This is a genomic window from Acidimicrobiales bacterium (assembly GCA_035316325.1).
In the GTDB taxonomy this organism is placed as follows: domain Bacteria; phylum Actinomycetota; class Acidimicrobiia; order Acidimicrobiales; family VFJN01; genus DASXTK01.
The window spans coordinates 19626-39336 of sequence record DATHJB010000040.1 but is presented as its reverse complement, the minus strand read 5'-3'; the positions used below and the strand labels follow the sequence as shown (position 1 = coordinate 39336).

The window sequence follows — 19711 nt, the reverse complement described above, 5'->3', positions numbered from 1 at the left end:
CGCCGGGCTACTTCAACCAGAGCTCGTCCGTCCGGATCGTCCCGTCGTTGATGCCGGCCTCCTCCATCCCCTGCACGTTGTCGTTGTAGGCCCAGAAGGACGGGGTGCGCTGCAGCGGGAAGAAGGGCATCGTGTCGATGAGCTCCTTCTGCATGTCGATGAGCAGCTGAGCCCGCTCGTCGGTGTCCTGTGTCGCTCGCACCTCGACGACCAGGTCGTCGACCGCGGGGTTGTCGTACGTCTGGAAGTTCCGGGTGCCGCTGCTCAGGACGAGCTCCAGGAACTGCGACTCCGGATCGGATCCCTGGTAGATGAAGTAGAAGGCGTCGAAGTTGCCGGCCGTGTAGTCGGCCAGGTTGGCGGCCGGGGCCTGCGACTTCACGTCCATCTTCACGTTCTCGAGCTCCCCGAGCTGCGCCTGGATGGCCTGCGCCGTGAGCGTGGACCGGGCGCTCGTCGCCGTGGTGAAGGTGAACTCGACGTCGGATCCGGTCTCGGCGACGTACTCGTCGATGAGGTCCTGCGCCTCGGCGAGATCGGGCTCGGGGTAGACCACGCTGTCGTCGGACAGGCCGGTCTCCTCGGGGAACAGGGTCGCCGGCACGCCGCCCAGACCCTGGTCCACCTGCTCGTTGATCTGTTCCACATCGATGGCGAGCTGCAGGGCCTTGCGCACCCGGACGTCGTCGAACGGCGGCTTGGCCAGGTTGGGCCAGAACACGAAGGTGTTCAGGGCCTGCGGCGAGTACACCGGACCTGCCGCCTTCTCCTGGGTGACGGTGTTGAGCTCGTTGCTCAGGTTGATGTCACCCTGCCCGGACTGGAAGGCGTTCAGGCGCTGGGTCTCGTCGGGGACGGTCTTCACGACCAGCTTGTCCACATAGGGCCGCGGAGCGTTCCAGTAGGTCGGGTTCCGTTCGAACTGGGCATCGACCGTCGGTGTGTAGCTCGTCAACGTGAACGGACCGGCACCGATGGGATGCTGGGCGTAGTCGTCGCGGTCGGACGCCGCCTGGATCGCCGTGGGCGAGCCGATGAAGGTGAGGTTGTCGGCGATGATCCGCGGGAGCTGGTAGTTGGGGGCATCGATCTTCACGCTCAGCGTCGTGTCGTCGACGACCGCGTAGCTGAGCGACCTGGCGGCCGGAGCAGACGGCGACGCCAGCTCGGGATCGACGTGGCGATCCCAGTTGAACTTCACCGCTTCGGCATCGAGCGGGGTGCCGTCCGAGAACTCCAGGTCCGGTCGGAGCTTCAGCTCCCAGTTCATGCCGTCGCTCGACGTCATGGACTCGGCGAGGTGCGGCACGACCTCGCTGGTCGCGGAATCGGCGTAGAGCAGCGCGTCGTAGACGGCGTAGAGCCGATAGGTGTCGCCGCCGAGCACCGACGTCTGGAACTTCGTCGGGTCGTAGCCGTTCCCGTCGGAGTAGGTGAGCACCGTCAGCGTGCCGCCGCTGACCGGGTCCCCACCGTCCTCGGAGCCGCCCGAGCCGCCGGAGACGTCGTCGTCCGACGAGCCGCATGCAGCCAGCCCGACGACCACGAGCGCAAGGACCCCGGCGCACAGCGCTCGGAACCACCGGTCTCGCGTGTCCTTCATCTGTCCCCCTCTTCGTCGAATGCCAGCGCTCGTGGTGCGTGACGACCACCTGAACGCGGGTGGAACGTAACAACGCCTCCAGGTGGGACATAGACGCCGTTCCGCTCATCGGATGACCAGTTGAGCGCCGCGTTCCGGGGTCCAGAACGAGCCGTTGCCCAGCGAGCGGCGGGTGCGTACCGTCCGAAGTCATGCCCCGGATCGAGCCGATCACCGCCCGGACAGGAGCGGTCGTCCGGGGTTGTGACCTGCGGACGGCCCCGCCCCCGGCGACCGTCGAGCTGCTCGAGGAGGCGCTCGCCACCCACGGGGTGCTCTTCTTCCCGCAGCAACAGATCTCGGCGGCGCAGCACCTGGCGCTCGCGGCCGCTTTCGGGCGCGTCGAGGTCCCGGCTGCAGGGCGCGACACCGTGCCGGACTTCCCCCAGATCGTCCGGATCGCCAGCGCAGCCGGACGGGCACACCACACCGACACCTGGCACTCCGACACCAGCTTCGAGGAGCGGCCCCAGCGCTTCGACGTCCTCCACGCCCATCGCATGCCGCCGGTCGGTGGGGACACGCTGTGGTCGAGCTCGATCGCCGCCTACGACGCGCTCTCCCCGGCCCTCCAGGGCTTCCTCGAACCGCTCACCGCGCACCACGAGTACGCGTACGACGGGACCGTGCGCGGCGCCGACCATCCCGTGATCTGCACCCATCCGAGGACGGGGCGGCGAGCCTTGTACGTCAACGAGATGCTCACGACCCGGATCAACGAGCTCCACCCCGCCGAGAGCGACGAGATCCTGGGCCTGCTCGTCAAGCACATGACGCAGCCCGACTTCGTGTGCCGTTGGCGCTGGTCGCAGGGCGACGTCGCCATGTGGGACAACCACTTCGTGCAGCACTACGCGGCGCACGACTTCGGCGCCGCCGACCGGGTGATCCATCGCGTCGACGTGCAGCGAGAGCCGCCGCGCGCTCCCACCCGCGGCGCCCGCCCGGTGGACGCCACCGCCGGCTGAGCGATCGACCCTAGGCAGGCTGCGCCTCGGCTGTCTCGAGCTCCTGCGCCTCGAGGGGGCCAGGGAAGTGACAGGCCACGAAGTGACCGGTGCCGACACCCTGCATCAGGGGCACCTCGGCCTCGCAGCGCGCTGCCGCCCGAGGGCAGCGGGTGTGGAAGCGGCAGCCGCTCGGCGGATCCACCGGGGACGGCAGATCGTCGGAGATCGCGGGCACCGGAGCGATGCTCCCGGGGTCAGGATCAGGGTCGGGGATCGCGCTCATGAGCGCCTGTGTGTACGGATGTTGCGGGTTCACGTAGAGCTCGTCCGCGGGCGCGATCTCACACAGCCTGCCGAGGTACATCACCGCGATGCGGTCGCTGACGTTCTTCACCACCGCGAGATCGTGCGCGATGAAGAGCAGCGTGAGGTTGTAGCGGGCCTTGGCCTCCTCCAACAGGTTGAGGATCTGCGCCTGCACCGAGACGTCCAACGCCGAGACCGGCTCGTCGCAGACGATCAGGGCCGGCTCGAGGAGCAGTGCCCGGGCGATGGCCACCCGCTGGCACTGCCCACCGGACAGCTCGGCAGGGAACCGATCGCCCACCGCATCCGGGTCGAGCCCGACCGCCAGCAGCACCTCGTCGACCCGATCGTCCCAGGGCTTCGGGGCGCGCACGATCGACAGGCCCTCCGCGACGATGTGCCGGACGCGTCGCCGGGCGTTCAGGGACGAGATCGGGTCCTGGAAGATCATCAGCACACGGCGCCGCAACCGGCGCAGCGCCCGTGCGGGCAGGGCCGCCAGGTCGCGGCCTTCGAACATCACCGTGCCGCTCGTCGGCCGCCGCAACATGACGATGGCCTGCCCTGTCGTGGACTTCCCGCAGCCCGACTCCCCGACGAGCCCGAGCGTCTCACCACGGCGCACGTCGAGGCTGATCCCCGACACGGCATGGACCCTCTTCGATCGCTTCCCGGGCACCGGGAACTCGACCACCAGGTCGTCGACCTGCAGGAGCACGTCCTCGCCCGGATCGAGGTGGGCCTTGCCAGCACCGGCCATCAGGACACCACCACACTGGCTTCCGCGTCGACGCTGCCGCCGCGCACCCGCGGGCGCTCGACCGGCACGGTCGATCCGGAGGTCGGGTCTTCCACCGGGTTGAAGCACGCGAAGGCATGACCCGGAGACCCCGGAGCGGGCGCCAGCTGGGGGTCCTCCTCCGTGCAACGGGCCTGGGCACGGGCGCACCGGGGAGCGAAGCGGCAGCCCGGGGCCGGGTCGACCACGTCGACCGGGCGGCCCGGGATCGCCGCCAGCCTGGTGTGACTGGGCTGGTGGAGCCGCGGAACGGCGGCGAGGAGCGATGCCGTGTAGGGGTGGCGGGGCCGGCGGAACAGCGCCGCCGTCGGCCCTTGCTCGACCACGCGGCCGCCGTACATCACGAGCAGGCGATCGGTCCGGCCGGCCACGACGCCGAGGTCGTGGGTGATGAGGATCAGCGCCATGTCGAGCTCGCGGCCCAACCGATCGAGGAGGTCGAGGATCTTGCGCTGGATCGTGACGTCGAGCGCCGTCGTCGGCTCGTCCGCGATGAGGAGCTTCGGGCTGCACGCGATCGCGATGGCGATGCCGACGCGCTGGCGCATGCCTCCCGAGAGCTCGTGCGGGTAGGAGCGGAGCCGGCTCGCAGGCTCGGGGATGCCGACCATGCGCAGCAGCGCCACGGCGCGGTCGCTGGCCGCGGCCCCCTGCAGACCCTCGTGGAGCTCCAGCGACTCGGTGATCTGCCGCCCGATGCGCATGACCGGGTTGAGCGAGGTCATCGGGTTCTGGAAGACCATGGCGATCTCGCTGCCCCAGATCTCGCGGGCCTGGTCGTCGGAGAGCTGCATGAGGTCCCTGCCGCCGAACGTCACGGAGCCGGCGCTCCACGCGGCGGAGGGCAGCAGGCGCATGACCGAGCGAGCGAGGACCGACTTGCCCGATCCCGACTCACCGACCACGCCGAGTCGTTCGCCCCGAGCGAGGTCGAACGAGACGTCGTCCACGGCGTGCACGACGCCCCGCTCGGTCGGGAACCGCGTTCGCAGCCCCTCGACGGCGAGGAGAGGCTCGTCCGATCCACGTTCGGGGTTCGTCAGCATGGGAACCGCATCCTTGGTGTCGTCACCGGGCCACCTTCAGGTGTTGCTCCGCGTCCTCGCCACACGCGTCTGGACCTGCTCGCCGAGACGGCGCAGGGACATGACGGTGAACAGCAGCGCTGCCGACGGGATGAACACGAGCAGAGGCGAATCGCGCAGGTACTGGCGGCCCTCGTTGACCATGCTCCCCCAGCTCGGGTCGGGGGGAGGCACCCCCAGGCCGAGGAAGCTCAGGGAGCCCTCGGCCACGATGATCGTCGCCATGAAGAGGACCACGATCGACACGACCGAGGGGATCACGTTCGGGAGGATCTCCCGGAACATGATCCGCAGGTTCGAGGCCCCCATCGACCGCGCGGCGAGCACGAACTCGCGATCGGCCAGTGACAGCGTGTTGGCCCGGACCAGCCGGGCGAAGGGTGCGACACCGAGCACCGCCAGGCCCGCGATGAGCGTCGTGACGCTCCGCTGCCCGATCGACGCGACGGCGAGGAGCAGTACGAGGGGCGGAAACGCCAGCACCGAGTCGAGGACGACGTTGATGACCTCGTCCAGCTTGCCGCGGAAGTAGCCGCTGACGAGGCCGAGCGTCGAACCGACGACCACCGCGACGGAAACGGCGACGACACCGATCGTGAGCGATTGGCGCGCACCGTAGACGAGCCGTGCCGTCACCGACCGGCCGATGACGTCGGTCCCCAGCAGCTCGTCCATCCGGCCGAGGCCGGGCGACACACGTGGGCCCAGGTCGGTGAACGTGTTCGGGTCGTGGAGCGGGAGGACGTCGGCGAACACCGCGGCCAGGGCGACGACGCCGATCCAGGCAGCGGCCAGCCAGAAGCCCAACCGTCCCCGACTCCGGCGCGACGTCGGCGGCTGCATCAGCGCACCGATCGGATCGACCGCCGCGATGCGCCGCGGCACCGCCGGCTCTGTGAGCTCCTCCGTCGTCCCCGGCTCGGCGTCGGCGACGGTCGGGCTCTGGTCGGTCGGGAGCGCCATCAGCCGGCTCCGGCCTTCACCCGGGGGTCGAGCACGCCGTAGAGGATGTCGATGAGCGTGTTGACGAGGACGTAAGTGATCGCGACGAACATGACCACTCCCTGCACCACCGGGATGTCCTTGTTGTTGATGGAGTTCACGCTCAACGAGCCGATCCCGGGCAGGACGAAGAGGATCTCGACGATGACGGCCCCGCCGATGAGGCGTCCGAGGCTGATGCCCCCGAGCGTGACGATCGAGAAGGACGACGGGCGCAGTGCGTGCCGGTACAGAACCGCCCGTCTCGACAGTCCCTTCGACTTCGCGTTGAGGATGAAGTCCTGCTGGAGGGTCGACACCATCTCGGTCCGGAGGCCGGCCACGAAGACGGGGAGCTCGTAGAGAGCCAGCGCGATCGTCGGCAGCACGATGTGGTGCAGGTTCTCGAGCGGGTTCTCGGCCAGGTCCACCCATCCCGTGGCAGGGAAGAGTTGTGCCTGCAGGACGAAGGCGAACGCCAGCAGCGGAACGCTGATGAACGGTGGCATGGCCACCAGCACCGACGACGACGCGCCGACGATCCTGTCGATCCGCCCACCGGCGTTCTGGGCGCAGGCGATGCCGAGGGGGACAGCGACCAGCATGGCGATGAGCAGGGTCAGGAGGACGATCTCGGCCGTCACCGGCAGGGCGTCGACGATCAGGCCCGTGACGTCCTGGCCGGTCTTGAACGACGTCCCGAAGTCGCCCGTCACGACGTCGTCGAGCCAGTCGACGTAGCGGGTGAGGAAGGGCCGGTCGAGCCCGAGCTGCTCGTGGACCTTCTCGACCTGCTCCGGCGTGGCGTTGTCGCCCAGCACCGCATAGGCCGGATCTCCGGGTGCCAGGTCGAGCATCCCCGACACCGCCAGACTGGCGAGCAGGAGCACGGCGACCGTGTGGGCGAGCTTCCGGGCGACGTACCTGGCCATGGCCGCCTACCGCCCACACCGGCAGCCCGCCTGCCGGCACTCGACGGTTTCGGTCATCCGAACGTCGCTGGGCCGATCAGGACGGTCGCGACCCATCAGGCCGCTCCCGGGATGCCGCTGAGGAGCGGGTCGTTGGAGATGGTCCTCGATGCCGCGAGCGCCATCGCCTGCACCGTGGGCGCCAGGCGCTGCAGGTCGAACCGCGCCGTGGGCACGGTGACCGAGATCGCCGCCACCGACTCGCGACGCCGGTTCGACACCCGGGCGGCGACGCACGAGACCCCCGGCGTGTTCTCCTCCCGATCGACGGCATAGCCGTCGGACCGGATCTGCGCCAGCTCCACACGGAGAGCGGCCGGATCGACGATGGTCTGCGCGGTACGACGGTGGAGGCCGGCCTCCACGGTCGCCTCGACGACCTCGCACGGGGCGTAGGCGAGCAGAGCCTTGCCCACACCGGTGCAGTAGGCGGGCATCCGACCGCCGAGGCGCGACGGCGCTTCCGTCCGCTCCTGGCCGCGCAGCTTGTCCAGGTAGACGACCTCGTGACCGTTGAGCACGGCCAGGTGCACGACCTCGTGCGTGATCTGGTACAGGTCCTCCAGGCACGGAAGGAGGAGGTCCCGCAGGCGTCCGCCCCGGTACAGGCTCCCGATCTCGAACACTCCCAGCCCGATGGCGTAGCGGCCGTCGACGACCTCGAGCGCCCGGTTGTGCACCAGCTCCCGGAGGAACCGGTGCACGGTCGTCTTGGGGAGATCGGTGGCCCGCGCGATCTCCGACAGCGTCATCATCGGCTTCTGGGTACGGAACGCCCGCAAGATCTGGAACGTCCGGAGGACGCCGGATCGGGTGTCGGACGTCGTGCCGTCGGCGCATGCCGACTTGACGCTCTCCATGTCGAACCCTCCCCCGTGTTGCTCAGCCACTCCGCTCACCGGACGTGGCAGTCCATCGCCGGACGGTCACGCACCGCCCGAATCCTGTCGCACAGCGTGCTCGTCCGCCACGTCACGACGCAACGCGGCGTCCCGCCCATCGGAACGGCTAGGCGGATCGCTTTCCGAGCACGTAGTCGGCGATCAGCACACGATGGATGTCGTTCGCCCCCTCGACGATCTGGAACACCTTGGCGTCCCGGTACAGCCGGCTGACCGGGAGGTCACCGGAGACCCCGTAGGCACCGTGGATCTGCACGGCATCGGTGGCCACGCGCTGGGCGACGTCGCTCGCGTACAGCTTGGCCATGCTGGCCTCGAGCCGGGCCCGCTCCCCTCGGTCGAGGGCCTCGGCGCAGCGGACCACCAGCGCCCGAGCCGCCTCGATCTCCACCGCCGCGTTCGCCAGCTTCTGCTGGACCATCTGGTAGTCGGCGATCGGCTGGCCGAACACCACACGGTCGTTCGCGTAGTCGGCGGCACCTTCGAGGCAGGCCTGGCCGAGACCGACGGCGCGGGAGGCCACCGCCAGACGACCGCGCTCGACCGCCGCCATCGCGACCTTGAAGCCGTCGCCCTCCTCTCCCACCAGGTGCTCCGGTCCGACACGGACCTGGTCGAGCACGAGCTCCCCGGTGGAAAGGGGGCGAAATCCCAGCTTGTTCTTGAACGGGCGCACGGTCACGCCGGCCGTCCCCGCGGGGATGATGAAGGCCGACACACCCCCGTGGCGCAACGAACGGTCGATCGTGGCGAAGGTGAGGAAGAACGCGGCGATGTCGAGGTTCGAGATCCAGGTCTTCACCCCGTCGATGACGAAGTCGTCGCCCTCACGGCGATAGGTCGTCTCCATGCCCGCCACGTCGGACCCGGACTGGGGTTCGGTGACCCCGGCGGCACCGAAGACCCGGCCCTCGGCCAGCGGCCGCAGGTACGTGTCCTGCTGATCGGGCGAGCCGTAGGCCAGCAGGCCGCCGCCGACGAGGCCGCTCGGCATGCTCATGAGCACGCCGAGGATGTGGTCGACCTTCGAGATCTCCTCGATCAGGCCGGCATAGGTGACGTGGTCGAGGCCCGCACCACCGAGCTCGGGGGGAACGGTGCCGCCGTAGAAGCCGAGGTCGGCCATGCGCTCCAGGATGTCGAGGGGCAGCTGCTCGGCGGCGTCGTACTCCATGACCCGTGGGGCGACCTCGGCTCGGGCGAAGTCGCGCACGACCTGCCTCAGGTCCTGCCTCTCCTCGGCGCTCAGCGTCACGTTCTACCTCTCGGTCGGAGCCAGGCCGAGGAACGCCAGCGCGTTCGGGCCCCGCATCTGGTCACGATCGTCGGGCTCGAGCACCCGCTGGTCCACGGCTCGGGCGAAGATGTCGTCCGGGCCCGGCGGCTCCCAGGACTTGAACGGGTAGTCGGACCCGAGCAGGACGTGGTCGGCTCCGAACCGCTGGCGCAGCACGCCCAGCATGAACGGGTCGAACACGATGGAATCGACGAAGAGCCCGCGGGTGCGTGCGTCGACCGCGGCGGCCTCCAGCTCCGGCTCGGGGTGGTCGAGCAGGTGACGGAACCGCAGGCGCGGGAAGCAGGAGCAGAAGCTGCCGCCACCGTGCGAGAGGACGATCTTGAGGTCCGGGAGCTCCTCGAGCACGCCCCCGAACACCAACGCCGTGGCTGCGAAGGTCGTGTCGGTGAGCATCCCCACGCCGAAGGCCGTGAGCACCGAGCCTGGCCGGCCGATGGCCGCGCCGCCCTCGAGCGGGTGCACGAGGAGCCTCGCCCCGAGGTCGGACGCGGCGGCGAAGAAGTCGCGCAAGCCGACCGCGTCGAGCTCGTCGCTGCCGACCGACGCGCCGATCTCGACCCCGCGCATGTCGAGCTGGGTGACGGCCCGTTCCAGCTCCCGGATCGCCAGCTCGGGGTCCTGGAGGGCCACGCCGGCGAAGGCGAGGAGCCGGCCGCCGGAACGGCTCGCCGCGTCCGCCAGCGCGTCGTTCTGACGCCTGGCGTACTCGTCGGCGAGCCCACCGTCGGCCCAGTAGGTCAGCGTCACCGGCACCGGCGAGATCACCTGGGTGTCGACGCCGAAGCGGTCCATCTGCTCGAGCCGCTCGTCGATGTCGAAGCACGACCGCTCGACCGTGCGGAACACCTTCGGGCCACGCCGGATCTCACCACCGCCCGACCCGGAGGCGACGAGCCGCGGCCAGCGTGGGTCCCCGTGTTGCTCGGCGAAGTCGGGCAGGCCGAGCGGCATGAAGTGCGTGTGGACGTCGACGACGCAGGTGCTGCTGGCGGGCGGGTGCATCGGGCCGGGTCCTAGGCCGGCACGGGCGCGCTGTCCGCCTGGTCGGCGATGCGGCCCGCGACCTCCGGGCGGTGCCGCGACACGTTGGCGCGGTCGGCGGTGGCCCGCTGGACCAGGCCGTCGCGGAAGAACTCCAGGAAGACCTGGTTGAAGAGCTCGGGTTGATCGGTCTGGCCCTGGTGTCCGCAGTTCTCCGGGTAGAAGAACTGCACCTCGGGCAGCGCTTCCTCGACCTCGTAGCCGATGGTGACGGGGATCGCCGCGTCGTCCATGCCCCAGAGCGCGACGGCAGGGATGCCGATGCGGTCGAGCCGGTCCTTCGTGGTGATCGCCAGCTTCACGTGCTCCGGGATCTGTCCGAGGAGAACGGTCTCGCGGAAGGTGTTGTACGAGCCCATCTGCCGGTCGGCCGACCGCATCCGCATCTCGAGGAGGTCCTCGGTGAGGGCGCTCTGCTCGTGCACGATCGCGCCCAGCATCCTCCGCATCGCCTCACGGTCGCCGGTCCACGGGGCGGGGATCCGGCCGTGCCGCACCAGGTCGATCGGGTGCTGGTCGCCGATCATGCCGGCGATCAGCGCGAAGGAGAGGACCCGGTGCGGGTACCGCACGGCGTAGGTCGCGGTGTTCAGGCACCCCATCGAGTTGCCGGCCAGGTGGAAGCGGTCGAGGCACACGGCCTCGACGAACTGCTCGAGGAACTCGACGTGGCTGAGCGTGCCTCGGGTGGGCCAGTGCTCGGGCCGAGGATCGGACAGACCGAACCCCGGCTGATCGGGGCAGAACACCTGGAAGCCCTGCTCGGCGAGGAAGGGAGCCATGAAGCGCCAACCGACCGTGCCGGAGGACCCGGGCAGGCCCCCGTGGAGCAGCACGATCGGCGGGCCGTCCTCACCCGCGGTCACGTAGTGGGCGACCGCACCGTTGGCGAGCCGCACCCACCGGCTGTGGAGCCCAGGAACCCTGAGCAGCCCTTCTTCAGTCAGCGCCATGGGGCTCGACTCCTTTCATGTCGGCGAGCTTTCCAACACGCCCGTGTCGTCCCGGATCTCGACGGGCACCTCGTGGGGCTCGGGAGGCAGATCGACACCCGTCATGCGACGGTTCCACTCGCGCCAGAACGTGCGCATGTGGTACTCGTCGGACCGCATGGGCACCTCTCGCCGCATGCCCCGCGAGATGTCCGACCACGGCAGCTCCTTGAGGGTGCCGAAGCCGCGCTGGCACGTCTCGAGTGCCTCGACGTCGTCGGGGGTGGCCAGGCCACCCGGACCCCAGAACGTCAGGAAGTTGCTGAGCCGGAGCTCGCGGAGCGTCGCCGACTCGTGCGTCGGGGCCAGCTCCCAGGCCGTCACCTCGGAGTAGTCGGGGCGGATCGGTTCGATCTTCCGGACGAGCACCGTCCCCACCAGGTCGAGGAGCATCAGGTTGGGGAAGACCAGGAGGTTCCTGGAGCCGTACATGCGGGCCACCCGGCGCAGCCCGTGCTCGGCCTCCAGGCGCTCGCGGTGGGCGTCCCACTCGGCCCGGGCCGCGTCGTCGGGCAGCGGCCGGCCCATGCCGCCGCTGCCCCGCTCGATCGCCACCGAGGCCCCGCACGCGTGGCCGTTGTCGAGGTTCGCGCCGTACTGGACCGCCGACTTGGAGGCGTAGACCGTGGGCCGGACGATGTCGTCGTCGAGGTCGTCCCAGGCCGACTCGACCATGGCGAAGTAGCGCTGGTGGGTCGAGCCCGCGTGGTACGCGTCCATGCTGTTCTCGATGAGCAGCTTCCAGTTCGCGGCCATCGAGTACTCGTGCGACCCCCGGAGCAGCTCGACGCCGTCGGGCGCCTGGTCGCACACCAGATCGATGTAGTCGGCGGCACCGGCGAGGTACTCGCGCAGTCCGACGACGTCGGAGGCGAACGAGACGAAGACGAAGCCCCGGTAGCTGTCGAGGTGAGCCGGCCGCGCCAGCCCGAGGTTGTCGCGGTCGAAGTCCGGGCCGTACCCCTCCTCGTCGGGAAGGGCCACCAGCGCGCCCGACGTGTCGAAGCTCCATGCGTGGTAGAAGCACTTCATGAAGCGGCTGTTGCCGCTCCGCTCGCGGCACAGCAGCGTCCCTCGATGGGTGCACGAGTTGAGGAACACGTTGATCGTGCCGTCTGCGTCCCGACAGAAGATGACGGGGCGTCCCATCACGTCGCGGGCGATGTAGTCGTTGGGCTGCTTGAGCTCGGTCTCGTGGCCGACGTAGAGCCAGCACCGGTCGAAGATCCGCTCCCTCTCGGCGGCCAGCACGTCGGCGTCGACCATCGTGCTGCGGTGCACGCGGAAGCGTGGCGTCTCCCGGTCATCGATGATGTAGGGCGTGCTCACTTCGTGGGACCTCCGGAAGCTCGAGACGACGCGGCTGGCCGTGCGGCGCTGCACACGCTCCGTGCGACCGGCGGCGACGGCGCCCAGCCACTATTGACCGACGGCCGGGGCCGCCACAACGACGGGTTCCGGTGTGCCGAACCGGCGGGGCGCGGCGCGGCCGTCAGGGACCGACGAGAGCCGGGTTCGGGGGACGGCGGTCGGAGACCCCGGCCCGCTCCGCCGTCGCGGTCGACACCTTGCCGGTGCTGAAGAACTCGAGGAACACCTGGTTGAACAGCTCCGGCTGGTCGGTCTGACCTTGATGACCGCAGTCGGCGGGGTAGAAGAACTGGATGCGCGCGAGGGCGTCCTCCTGCGGATGGCCGAGCTCGGTGACCGGGAACCCGTCGTCGCGCCCGTAGAGGTAGATCCCCGGGATCGTCAGCTCGCGGAGCCTCCCGGCAGTGGACAGCCGGGCCGCCAGGTCGGGCGCGTCACCCGTGGCGACGGCGTCGCGAGCGGCCAGGTGGCGTTGGTAGGCCTCGCGCTGGCGGTTGGCGGCGGCGGTGCGCATCGCCACCAGATCCGGGTCGATCTCCCCCGGACGGTGCAGGATCGCCTGCAGCATGGACCGCATCGACTCCTCGGTGCCGTCGAACCGACGGGTGTTGGGTCGCCGACCGTTCGGCTGGATGTTGAACCACCGGAGGTACTCGCCCGGCACCGTGTCGCCGACGGGACCGGCGACCAGGACGAAGCTCACGACGCGCTCGGGATGGGCGACCGTGTAGTTCACGGTGTTCATGCACCCCATGGAGTTGCCCGCGAGGTGGAATCGGTCGAGCCCGAGCGCGGTGGTGAAGTCGTGGAGGAAGTCGACGTGCCCACCCGGTCCCGGGCTGTACACCTGCGCCGCGTCCTCCGTCAGACCGAACGACGGCATGTCCGGGCAGTAGACGCGGAAGCCGTGCTGGCCGAGGAACGGTGCCATGAGGCGCCACCCGGCAGTTCCCGACGACCCGATGATGCCTCCGTGCAGCAGCACGACGGCCGGGCCGTCGTCGCCGGAGGTCACGTAGTGTGCCCGGACACCTGTCGGCAGCTGCACCCAGCGGCTGAGCAGGCCGTCGACGTGCACGAGCCCCTCGGCTGTCAGACCCATGATCGGCTAGCCCTCGTCGCCGAAGCCGAAGAAGCGGACGATCTCCGTGCCCGGCACCGAGGGTGTCAGCCACACCTCGGCGATGGCGTCACCGGCGAATCGGAACGTCCACAGGTTGTTGTAGCTGATGTGGTCGTCGCCCCGGTGGGCCTGCGCGCTGTTCACGACCGCGACGATGTCACCGCCGCCGATCACGTCGAGGTAGACGACCTCGAAGGTGTTGCCGCTCCGCTCGAGCAGGGCGCCGACGACGGTGGTGAGCCCGTCGAAGCCACGCAGGTCGTCGAACGGCAGCACGTCCGGGACGTGGACGCGTGCGTCGGGCGCGATCCGTTCCTTCAGGAACTCCATGCGGCGGTCGTCCTCGCCGCGGAACGCCTCACGAACCTGGTCGGTCGGGGTGGGCAGAGCCATGTGCACTCACTTTCCTCAGGGGGACCGGTCGGCGAACCGATCCGGGCTAGCGGACGAGGTGGCCGAGGCTGATCGCGTTCACGTCGTCGACGAGCATCGAGTAGCCGGCAGACCGTCCTTCCGCCGACTCTCGGCGCGTGACCCGCGCCTGGTGATAGGCCTTCACCTCGGCGGGGTACGGCAGGTCGCCGAAGTCCCAGAGCCGCACCGCGCCCTCGGCATCGCGGACCGGCATGATCTTGCCGGCGCAGGCCCGACTCGGCGAGAACGGGATCTCCAGCGCCCCCGCCTCGATGGCCCGACAGATCCCGGCGGCGAGATCGCCCTCGCCAAGCTCGATCGCCCGGTCGATCACCGAGGTCGCCTCGAGCCGGATGATGTGCATCTCCTCCTCGAGGGCGGCCGTGTCGGGGAACGGCTGGCTTCGGAGCATCCCCAGGATCTGCGCGGTCGCCCTCACGCCCGAGGCGTTCGCCTCCTTCGTCGGCACGCCCGCCGCCTCGTGCGGCGACTTCGTGATCACCTCCACCGCGCGCCCGTAGGCGGCCGTGACGGCGCCCCAGCCGATCACTCCCATCGCCGCGCCCTCGTCGGCGGGGAACGCGCCCATCCACTGGTCGAACACCGAGCCGACGCGCACGTCGGTGAAGCCGTACCGGTCGAGGTAGCCGCGCGCGATCTCCGGCGCGACGCGGAGCGCCGCGACGTCCTGCACGAGATGGCCCTCCTGCCCGTACCCGAGGCCGACGTGGCGGACGCCCTGTCGGGCCGCGAGCAGGGCCTCGAGGGTGGTCACGGCGATGGCCAGGCCCGGAGGGACGAGCGTTCCGGTGATCGAGCCGTACTGCTCCTGGTGCATCGGAACGCCGCGCTCCTCGTACCAGCCGACCAGGCGGTAGATGTAGTCCCAGTTCCGGATCACGTCCGCGGGCGACGTGCTCTGCGTGTAGGCGAACAGGTAGTCGAGCGGGCCGCCCTCGAAGTCCGTGTACCCGGCGGCGAACATGATCTCGGCCGCGAGCCGGGCGTCCGGTGTGCCGGGGCGGCCGATCATCGGGCGATCGACGGCCTCCACGACGCGCCGGCACCCCGCGACCCCGTGGTTCACCGCCGGGAAGCCGTTCAGGAACGACTCCCCGCTCTCCAGGCTCCGGAGGAGCCCCGCCTCGGCCTCCTCGAACCGGATCGTCCTGGTGTAGCTGTCGAGGGTGCTGGGGAGCAGGTCCGCCCCCGCCTCCTGCAGGTGGACGAGCAGCTCCACCTGCCCCTCGACGGTGGCGACGCCACCGCGCGGCTGGACCAGCGTGCGGCCGTCGTCCTGCGCCCTGGCCAGCACCAGCGAGGCGTTCTTGTGCTCGGGAAGCGCCCGCAGCACCTCGAGACCGCTCTCGAGGTCGACCTCCGCGCCGGTGGGCCATTGCGCCAGCACGGCCGCGCGCAGGGCGAGGAACTCGTCCTCGTCGAGCCGGGCGGATGTGAGGGGTGCCGTCGTGGTCATCCGAGCTCCTTTCCCACGAGACCGGACCGCTGCGTGGTCCGCAGCAGGGCCAGCGCGACCTCGGGATGGGTCGACGAGAGCAGGCCGCCCGCGGCCATCACGTACTCGCCGTCGACCAGGAGGTCGGCGTCGACCGGGCGCAGCTCGCCCTCCAGCTCCGGACGGGCCAAGCTGCGGCGCAGCACGTCGATGCCGGCGTCCTGGTGCGCGAACAGGCCCCCGGTGCCGACCACCGCCCGCACGTTCGAGAGGTCCTTGCCGGTCTGCACGAGCACCTCCCCATGCGGGCTTAAGCTCCGACGGATGCGGCCGACGTGACGTCCCACGGCCACGTCGACGGCTGTCGCCGCGAGCGTGCGGTCGAACGTCGACTCGCTCCGCCCGCTCGGCAGGAGCTCGGTGCGCGACGAGACCCGATCGGCGTAGGCGCTGAGCGCCGCCTCGTCGGCATCCTCGAGCTCCGGGTGGAACCGCAGCGACGAGGTGAGCGTGTCCACGATCCCGCCGGCGTTGACCCGCAGGCCGAGGTCGCCTTCGACCGTGCGCTTGGCATGCGGCTCGGGGATGCCCTGCCAGACCGTGCCCGGCTGCACCGGGCTGCCCGCGGCGACCGAGTGCACGTCGGTGGTCGCGCCGCCGACGTCGACGACCATCAGGTCGCCGACACCGCGGTCGGTCGCGACGCCGCCGCTCATCAGGACCGCGGCGTCGAGGACGGCCAATGGGGTGGGGACCAACGTCCCGCCGAGGGCGTCGGCCGCCAGCTCCATGCCCTTGGCACACACGATGTGCCGTAGGAAGAGCTCGCGGATCGCCACCCTCGCCGGCTCGAGATCGAGCTCCCGCAGGTTCGGGAGGACGTTGGGCACGGCGACGGTGAGCACCCCCGCCGCCGAGAGGGACGCGGTCGCAGCCTGCGTCACCTCACGGTTTCCGGCATAGATCACGGCGGCCCCGACGCGGCGCTGGGCCAGTCGCTCGGCGTTGTGCAGGACGACGTCGCTGTCGCCTCCATCGGTGCCGCCGGCGAGGAGGATCAGGTCGCACCCCAGCTGGTCGATCGCCGCGACGTCCTCATCGGTGAGCCGATGGGAGAACGTGCCGACCAGACGGGCGCCGGCCCCCAGGGCGGCCTCACGCGCCGCCGAGACGGTGAGAGAAGGGACCAGGCCGACCGCGACCATGCGCAGACCACCGGCTGCGCTCGAGCACCCGGCGAGGTGGTGCGCACCGTCGAGGGAGTACCCGGCCCCCGCGAGGTCGACGGCGCGCTGCAGCCCCACCCGGAGGTCGGTCGACGTCGTCGTCGGGGACTGGCTCGACGCCACGAGGGCACCGTCGTCGAGGGAGACCACGCGCACCTTCGTGAAGGTGCTGCCGAAGTCGCAGGTCAGGGCGTAGCGCATGCGGCCGCGTCAGGCGGTGACCGGCAGGCCGAGGTCGGCGCGCAGAAGCGCGATGGCCGACTCCGGTGACGATGCCGGAGGGAAGACGCGATCGAACCCCAGCCCCCGGAACAGCTGCTCCACCTCGTCGAACTCGCGCTTTCCGACCACGAGGTTGCCGCCGATGTAGAGGAGGATGTCGGCGATGCCGGACTCCTGGCAGAGCTCCCGTAGCCCTTCGCAGTCGAGCTCGGCGTGCCCGTAGAGCGACGAGACCAGGATCGCGGCGGCGTTCGTCTCGATGGCCGCGTCGACGAGGTCCTGCTGCGTGACCTGGATGCCGAGGTTCTCTGTCAGGAAGCCCGCCTCGCGGAGCGCGTGGTCGAGGATCCGGTTGCCGATCACGTGGACGTCGGCGCCGATCACGCCCATCACCAGCACCGGGGCCGGGAGCGCCTGGGTGCTCCCGCTCGTCTCGTGCTCCGCTGTGTCGTCCCGCTCCATGATGACGTTCAGTCTCAACGGGGCGAGACGCTCGCGTAAGGGATCGTCCCGCTGGCCGGGAAGCCCGACGCGGATCCAGGCGATCAGTCGGGGTGGGGCACCCAGGGCCAGTACTTCGCGGTGGCGCCGGCGTCGACGGTGATGTTCGTCCCCGTCATCATCCTCGAGTCGTCGGAGGCGAGGAAGACCAGCGCCGGCACGTAGTCCTCCGGTGTCGGTCGGCGGCCGAGCGGGAGGTGGCTCTCGAACTCCATGGTCCAGCCGCTGCTCCTCGACTCGGCACGCCGGGCCTCGTGGGCCGCGTCGGTGATCGCCGTGGCCGTCGGCGTGAAGCCGTTGACGCGGATCCCGTGCTGCGCGAGCTCCATCGCGGCGGAGCGGGTGAAGTTGATCAGCGCTCCCTTGCCCGTCGAGTACCCGATGTTCCCGGGCTCGCCCTGCCATGCCGCGGTCGACAGCACGTTGACGATGCTCCCGCCGATCCCGAGCTCGATCATCGCTGCGGCGACGTGCTTCGTGAGCAGGAACGCTCCGCCGAGGATCACGTCGAGCTGGGCGCGGAACTCGGCGTGGCTCATGTCGAGGACGCCCTTCTTGTTGAAGAGCACCGCGTTGTTGACCAGCACGTCGATCCGACCCCATTCGTCGATCGTCCGCTCCACCGCGGCCGCGACGTAGGCCTCGTCGGTCACGTCGCCGGGCAGGGCCATCGCGTGGCCGCCCAGCCCGGCGACCCGCTCAGCCGTCGCCGCGGCCGTCGCCGGATCGAGGTCGTTGCACACGACCTTCGCGCCCTCGACGGCGAAGCCGGCGGCGATCGACCCGCCGATGTTCTTGCTGGCACCGGTCACGATAGCGACCTTGCCCTCGAGCCGCCGGGTCACAGGATGATCGAGACCTTGCCGTGCGGCCGCAGCGCGTCGAGGTCCAGGACGGCCTTGCGCTCGCGGAACCGCAGCTCGCCGTCCGTGCCCCGCTCCAATTGATGCCGGTACTCCCCCACGTAGCAGTCGACCACCTCGCGGCGGACCCGGTAGACGGCGAAGTTGGCCGTCACCACGATCCCCTCGGCGCCGTGGTCGACGGCTCGGACGTTGGCGATGAGCCGACGGGTCCGCGAGTGCGGGAACTCGGCGTGCGCGCTCCGCTTCAGGAGCGACCGGACCCGCTCCCCGAGCAGGAAGCGGTCGTCGCTCACCAGCGCGAGGTCCCGCGACGTGTCGCCGTCGGGCAGGTCGGTGGCAGGGATGACGTAGCGGCACTCCGGCAGGAAGAGCTCGAGCCACTCCTCGAGACGCCAGGCGTCGAGCAGAGCCGCCTCGTCGTAGAGGAAGTCCTCGGCCTCGTGGCGCAGATCGCGATCGCGGGCGCGCCCCGGTGCAGCGGTGGTCGGTCCCATCTCAGCTGCGCAGCGACGGGAGCTCGGCGGGGCGGTCGCCTGCACCCGTGGGAGAGGCGATCCGCGGCTCGGGGAGCGGGACCCGCCAGACGTCGGCCGTCTGCGCCCCGACGGGGAGCCGCCGCGGCCGGTGGGTCTCGTCGTCGAGGACGGCGTGGCCGGTGCAGTACTCGATGGCGAGCCCGCGCTCCTCGTCACGGATGTACACCGAGATCGAGCCCGAGGTGGGGTGACGGAGCAGGTCGCTGCGCAGAGCGACGCCGTGGTCGACGGCGTTGTGGCGGAAGCGCATGACGTCGTCGATCGACTCGACGTTGATGCACAGGTGGTCGAAGCTCGTCTCGCCGTCGGGGCTCCGGACCAGCACCAGGCTGTGGTGGAAGCCGTTGGCGCAGCGGAAGAAGCCCACCGTGTCACCCAGCCAGTCCGAGACCTTGAACCCGAGGGTCTCCTGGTAGAAGCGAGCCGTCCGGTCGAAGTCCCTGGCCTTCCAGCCGGCGTGCAGCAGGCGGTCGAGGGCGACACCGGAGCTGACCGGCGGCACCGGCCGCTCCGCCATGCCGACGAAGAGCTCGAGGGGGAACCCCGACGGATCCTCGAACCGCAGCCATCGATGCACCCGCTCCTTGCCGAAGTCGCCGCCTTCGGTGTACTCGATGCCGGGATCGGACCGGCGCAGGCGTTCGGCGATCTCGGCGAGCGTCGCCTCGTCGGCGACCTCGTAGCCGACCCGGTTGACGCCCGTGCGCTCACCCTCCTCGAGCCGGATCCAGTGGTGCTCGACGCCACCGGTCATGAACGCGGTCGTGCCGACCCGCTCGGTGAGGTCCAGGCGGACGTAGCGGGCGTAGAAGTCGATGGCCGCGTCGAGGTCAGCCACCCCGATGCTCAGATACCCGAGACGTTGAACCAAGTGCATTGATGCTCCTTCTCAGCCCGCGTTCATGCTGCCCGCTGTCCGCGGGGCGTGACAACCAACCGTTCCGACCATGGGAACAGGGTGCGGGGCACGACCCGGCAGGCCGCGGCGTTCCGGGGCGTGGAACGCGGCATTTGCCACCGGCCCGGC

19 protein-coding genes are annotated in these 19711 nt (G+C 70.2%); 1 reads left to right on the top strand and 18 read right to left on the bottom strand.

Annotated features, from left to right (window positions below):
- Positions 1–7: 7 nt before the first annotated feature.
- Complete coding sequence (locus tag VK611_05770; protein HMG40815.1) at positions 8–1603, bottom strand: ABC transporter substrate-binding protein; 1596 nt, start codon at positions 1601–1603, stop codon at positions 8–10.
- A 191-nt stretch (positions 1604–1794) separates the two neighbouring features.
- On the opposite strand from VK611_05770, the gene VK611_05765 reads away from it, so the two are divergent.
- On the top strand, positions 1795–2610 hold the full coding sequence (locus tag VK611_05765) for a TauD/TfdA family dioxygenase (protein HMG40814.1): 816 nt from the start codon (positions 1795–1797) through the stop codon (positions 2608–2610).
- Between the two features lie 10 nt (positions 2611–2620).
- Here the strand turns inward: VK611_05765 and VK611_05760 are convergent, their stop codons facing one another.
- The 17 genes from VK611_05760 to VK611_05680 all read right to left on the bottom strand — a co-directional run bounded on the left by VK611_05760 (position 2621) and on the right by VK611_05680 (position 19561).
- Positions 2621–3658, bottom strand: a complete 1038-nt coding sequence (locus VK611_05760) for an ABC transporter ATP-binding protein (protein ID HMG40813.1) — start codon at positions 3656–3658, stop codon at positions 2621–2623.
- Complete coding sequence (locus tag VK611_05755) at positions 3658–4743, bottom strand: ABC transporter ATP-binding protein (GenBank protein HMG40812.1); 1086 nt, start codon at positions 4741–4743, stop codon at positions 3658–3660. Before VK611_05755 ends, VK611_05760 begins: the two co-directional genes overlap by 1 nt.
- 36 nt (positions 4744–4779) lie before the next feature.
- Positions 4780–5745 carry an ABC transporter permease gene (locus tag VK611_05750; protein HMG40811.1) on the bottom strand — a complete coding sequence of 322 codons (966 nt, stop codon included), beginning with the start codon at positions 5743–5745 and terminating at the stop codon, positions 4780–4782.
- A complete protein-coding gene (locus tag VK611_05745; GenBank protein HMG40810.1) occupies positions 5745–6695 on the bottom strand; it encodes an ABC transporter permease in 951 nt (316 codons plus the stop codon). The genes VK611_05750 and VK611_05745 overlap by 1 nt, the downstream gene beginning before the upstream one ends.
- Positions 6696–6790: 95 nt before the next feature.
- A complete protein-coding gene (locus VK611_05740) occupies positions 6791–7594 on the bottom strand; it encodes an IclR family transcriptional regulator (protein HMG40809.1) in 804 nt (267 codons plus the stop codon).
- Between the two features lie 148 nt (positions 7595–7742).
- The gene (locus tag VK611_05735; protein HMG40808.1) at positions 7743–8891 is read right to left on the bottom strand and encodes an acyl-CoA dehydrogenase family protein; all 1149 of its coding nucleotides are present in this window, start codon (positions 8889–8891) and stop codon (positions 7743–7745) included.
- 3 nt (positions 8892–8894) lie between these two features.
- On the bottom strand, positions 8895–9938 hold the full coding sequence (locus VK611_05730; protein ID HMG40807.1) for an amidohydrolase family protein: 1044 nt from the start codon (positions 9936–9938) through the stop codon (positions 8895–8897).
- Between the two features lie 11 nt (positions 9939–9949).
- A complete protein-coding gene (locus VK611_05725; GenBank protein ID HMG40806.1) occupies positions 9950–10930 on the bottom strand; it encodes an alpha/beta hydrolase in 981 nt (326 codons plus the stop codon).
- Positions 10931–10945: 15 nt separating this feature from the next.
- Positions 10946–12298 carry an aromatic ring-hydroxylating dioxygenase subunit alpha gene (locus VK611_05720; GenBank protein ID HMG40805.1) on the bottom strand — a complete coding sequence of 451 codons (1353 nt, stop codon included), beginning with the start codon at positions 12296–12298 and terminating at the stop codon, positions 10946–10948.
- Between the two features lie 163 nt (positions 12299–12461).
- Positions 12462–13442: an alpha/beta hydrolase gene (locus VK611_05715; GenBank protein ID HMG40804.1), complete on the bottom strand. Its 981-nt coding sequence runs from the start codon at positions 13440–13442 to the stop codon at positions 12462–12464.
- Positions 13443–13448: 6 nt separating this feature from the next.
- Complete coding sequence (locus VK611_05710; protein ID HMG40803.1) at positions 13449–13856, bottom strand: nuclear transport factor 2 family protein; 408 nt, start codon at positions 13854–13856, stop codon at positions 13449–13451.
- Between the two features lie 46 nt (positions 13857–13902).
- The gene (locus VK611_05705) at positions 13903–15354 is read right to left on the bottom strand and encodes a methylaspartate mutase subunit E (protein ID HMG40802.1); all 1452 of its coding nucleotides are present in this window, start codon (positions 15352–15354) and stop codon (positions 13903–13905) included.
- Positions 15351–16760: a methylaspartate mutase accessory protein GlmL gene (gene glmL / locus VK611_05700; GenBank protein HMG40801.1), complete on the bottom strand. Its 1410-nt coding sequence runs from the start codon at positions 16758–16760 to the stop codon at positions 15351–15353. The genes VK611_05705 and glmL overlap by 4 nt, the downstream gene beginning before the upstream one ends.
- 9 nt (positions 16761–16769) lie before the next feature.
- Positions 16770–17261 (bottom strand): methylaspartate mutase subunit S, encoded by a 492-nt coding sequence (gene glmS, locus VK611_05695; GenBank protein ID HMG40800.1) that lies wholly within the window; start codon positions 17259–17261, stop codon positions 16770–16772.
- 65 nt (positions 17262–17326) lie between these two features.
- Positions 17327–18094, bottom strand: coding sequence for an SDR family oxidoreductase (locus tag VK611_05690; protein HMG40799.1), 768 nt, complete (start codon positions 18092–18094; stop codon positions 17327–17329).
- A 29-nt stretch (positions 18095–18123) separates the two neighbouring features.
- Positions 18124–18642, bottom strand: a complete 519-nt coding sequence (locus tag VK611_05685) for an aromatic-ring-hydroxylating dioxygenase subunit beta (protein ID HMG40798.1) — start codon at positions 18640–18642, stop codon at positions 18124–18126.
- A 1-nt stretch (position 18643) separates the two neighbouring features.
- Entirely contained in the window at positions 18644–19561 is a 918-nt protein-coding gene (locus tag VK611_05680) for a VOC family protein (protein HMG40797.1), read from the bottom strand.
- Positions 19562–19711: the final 150 nt, after the last annotated feature.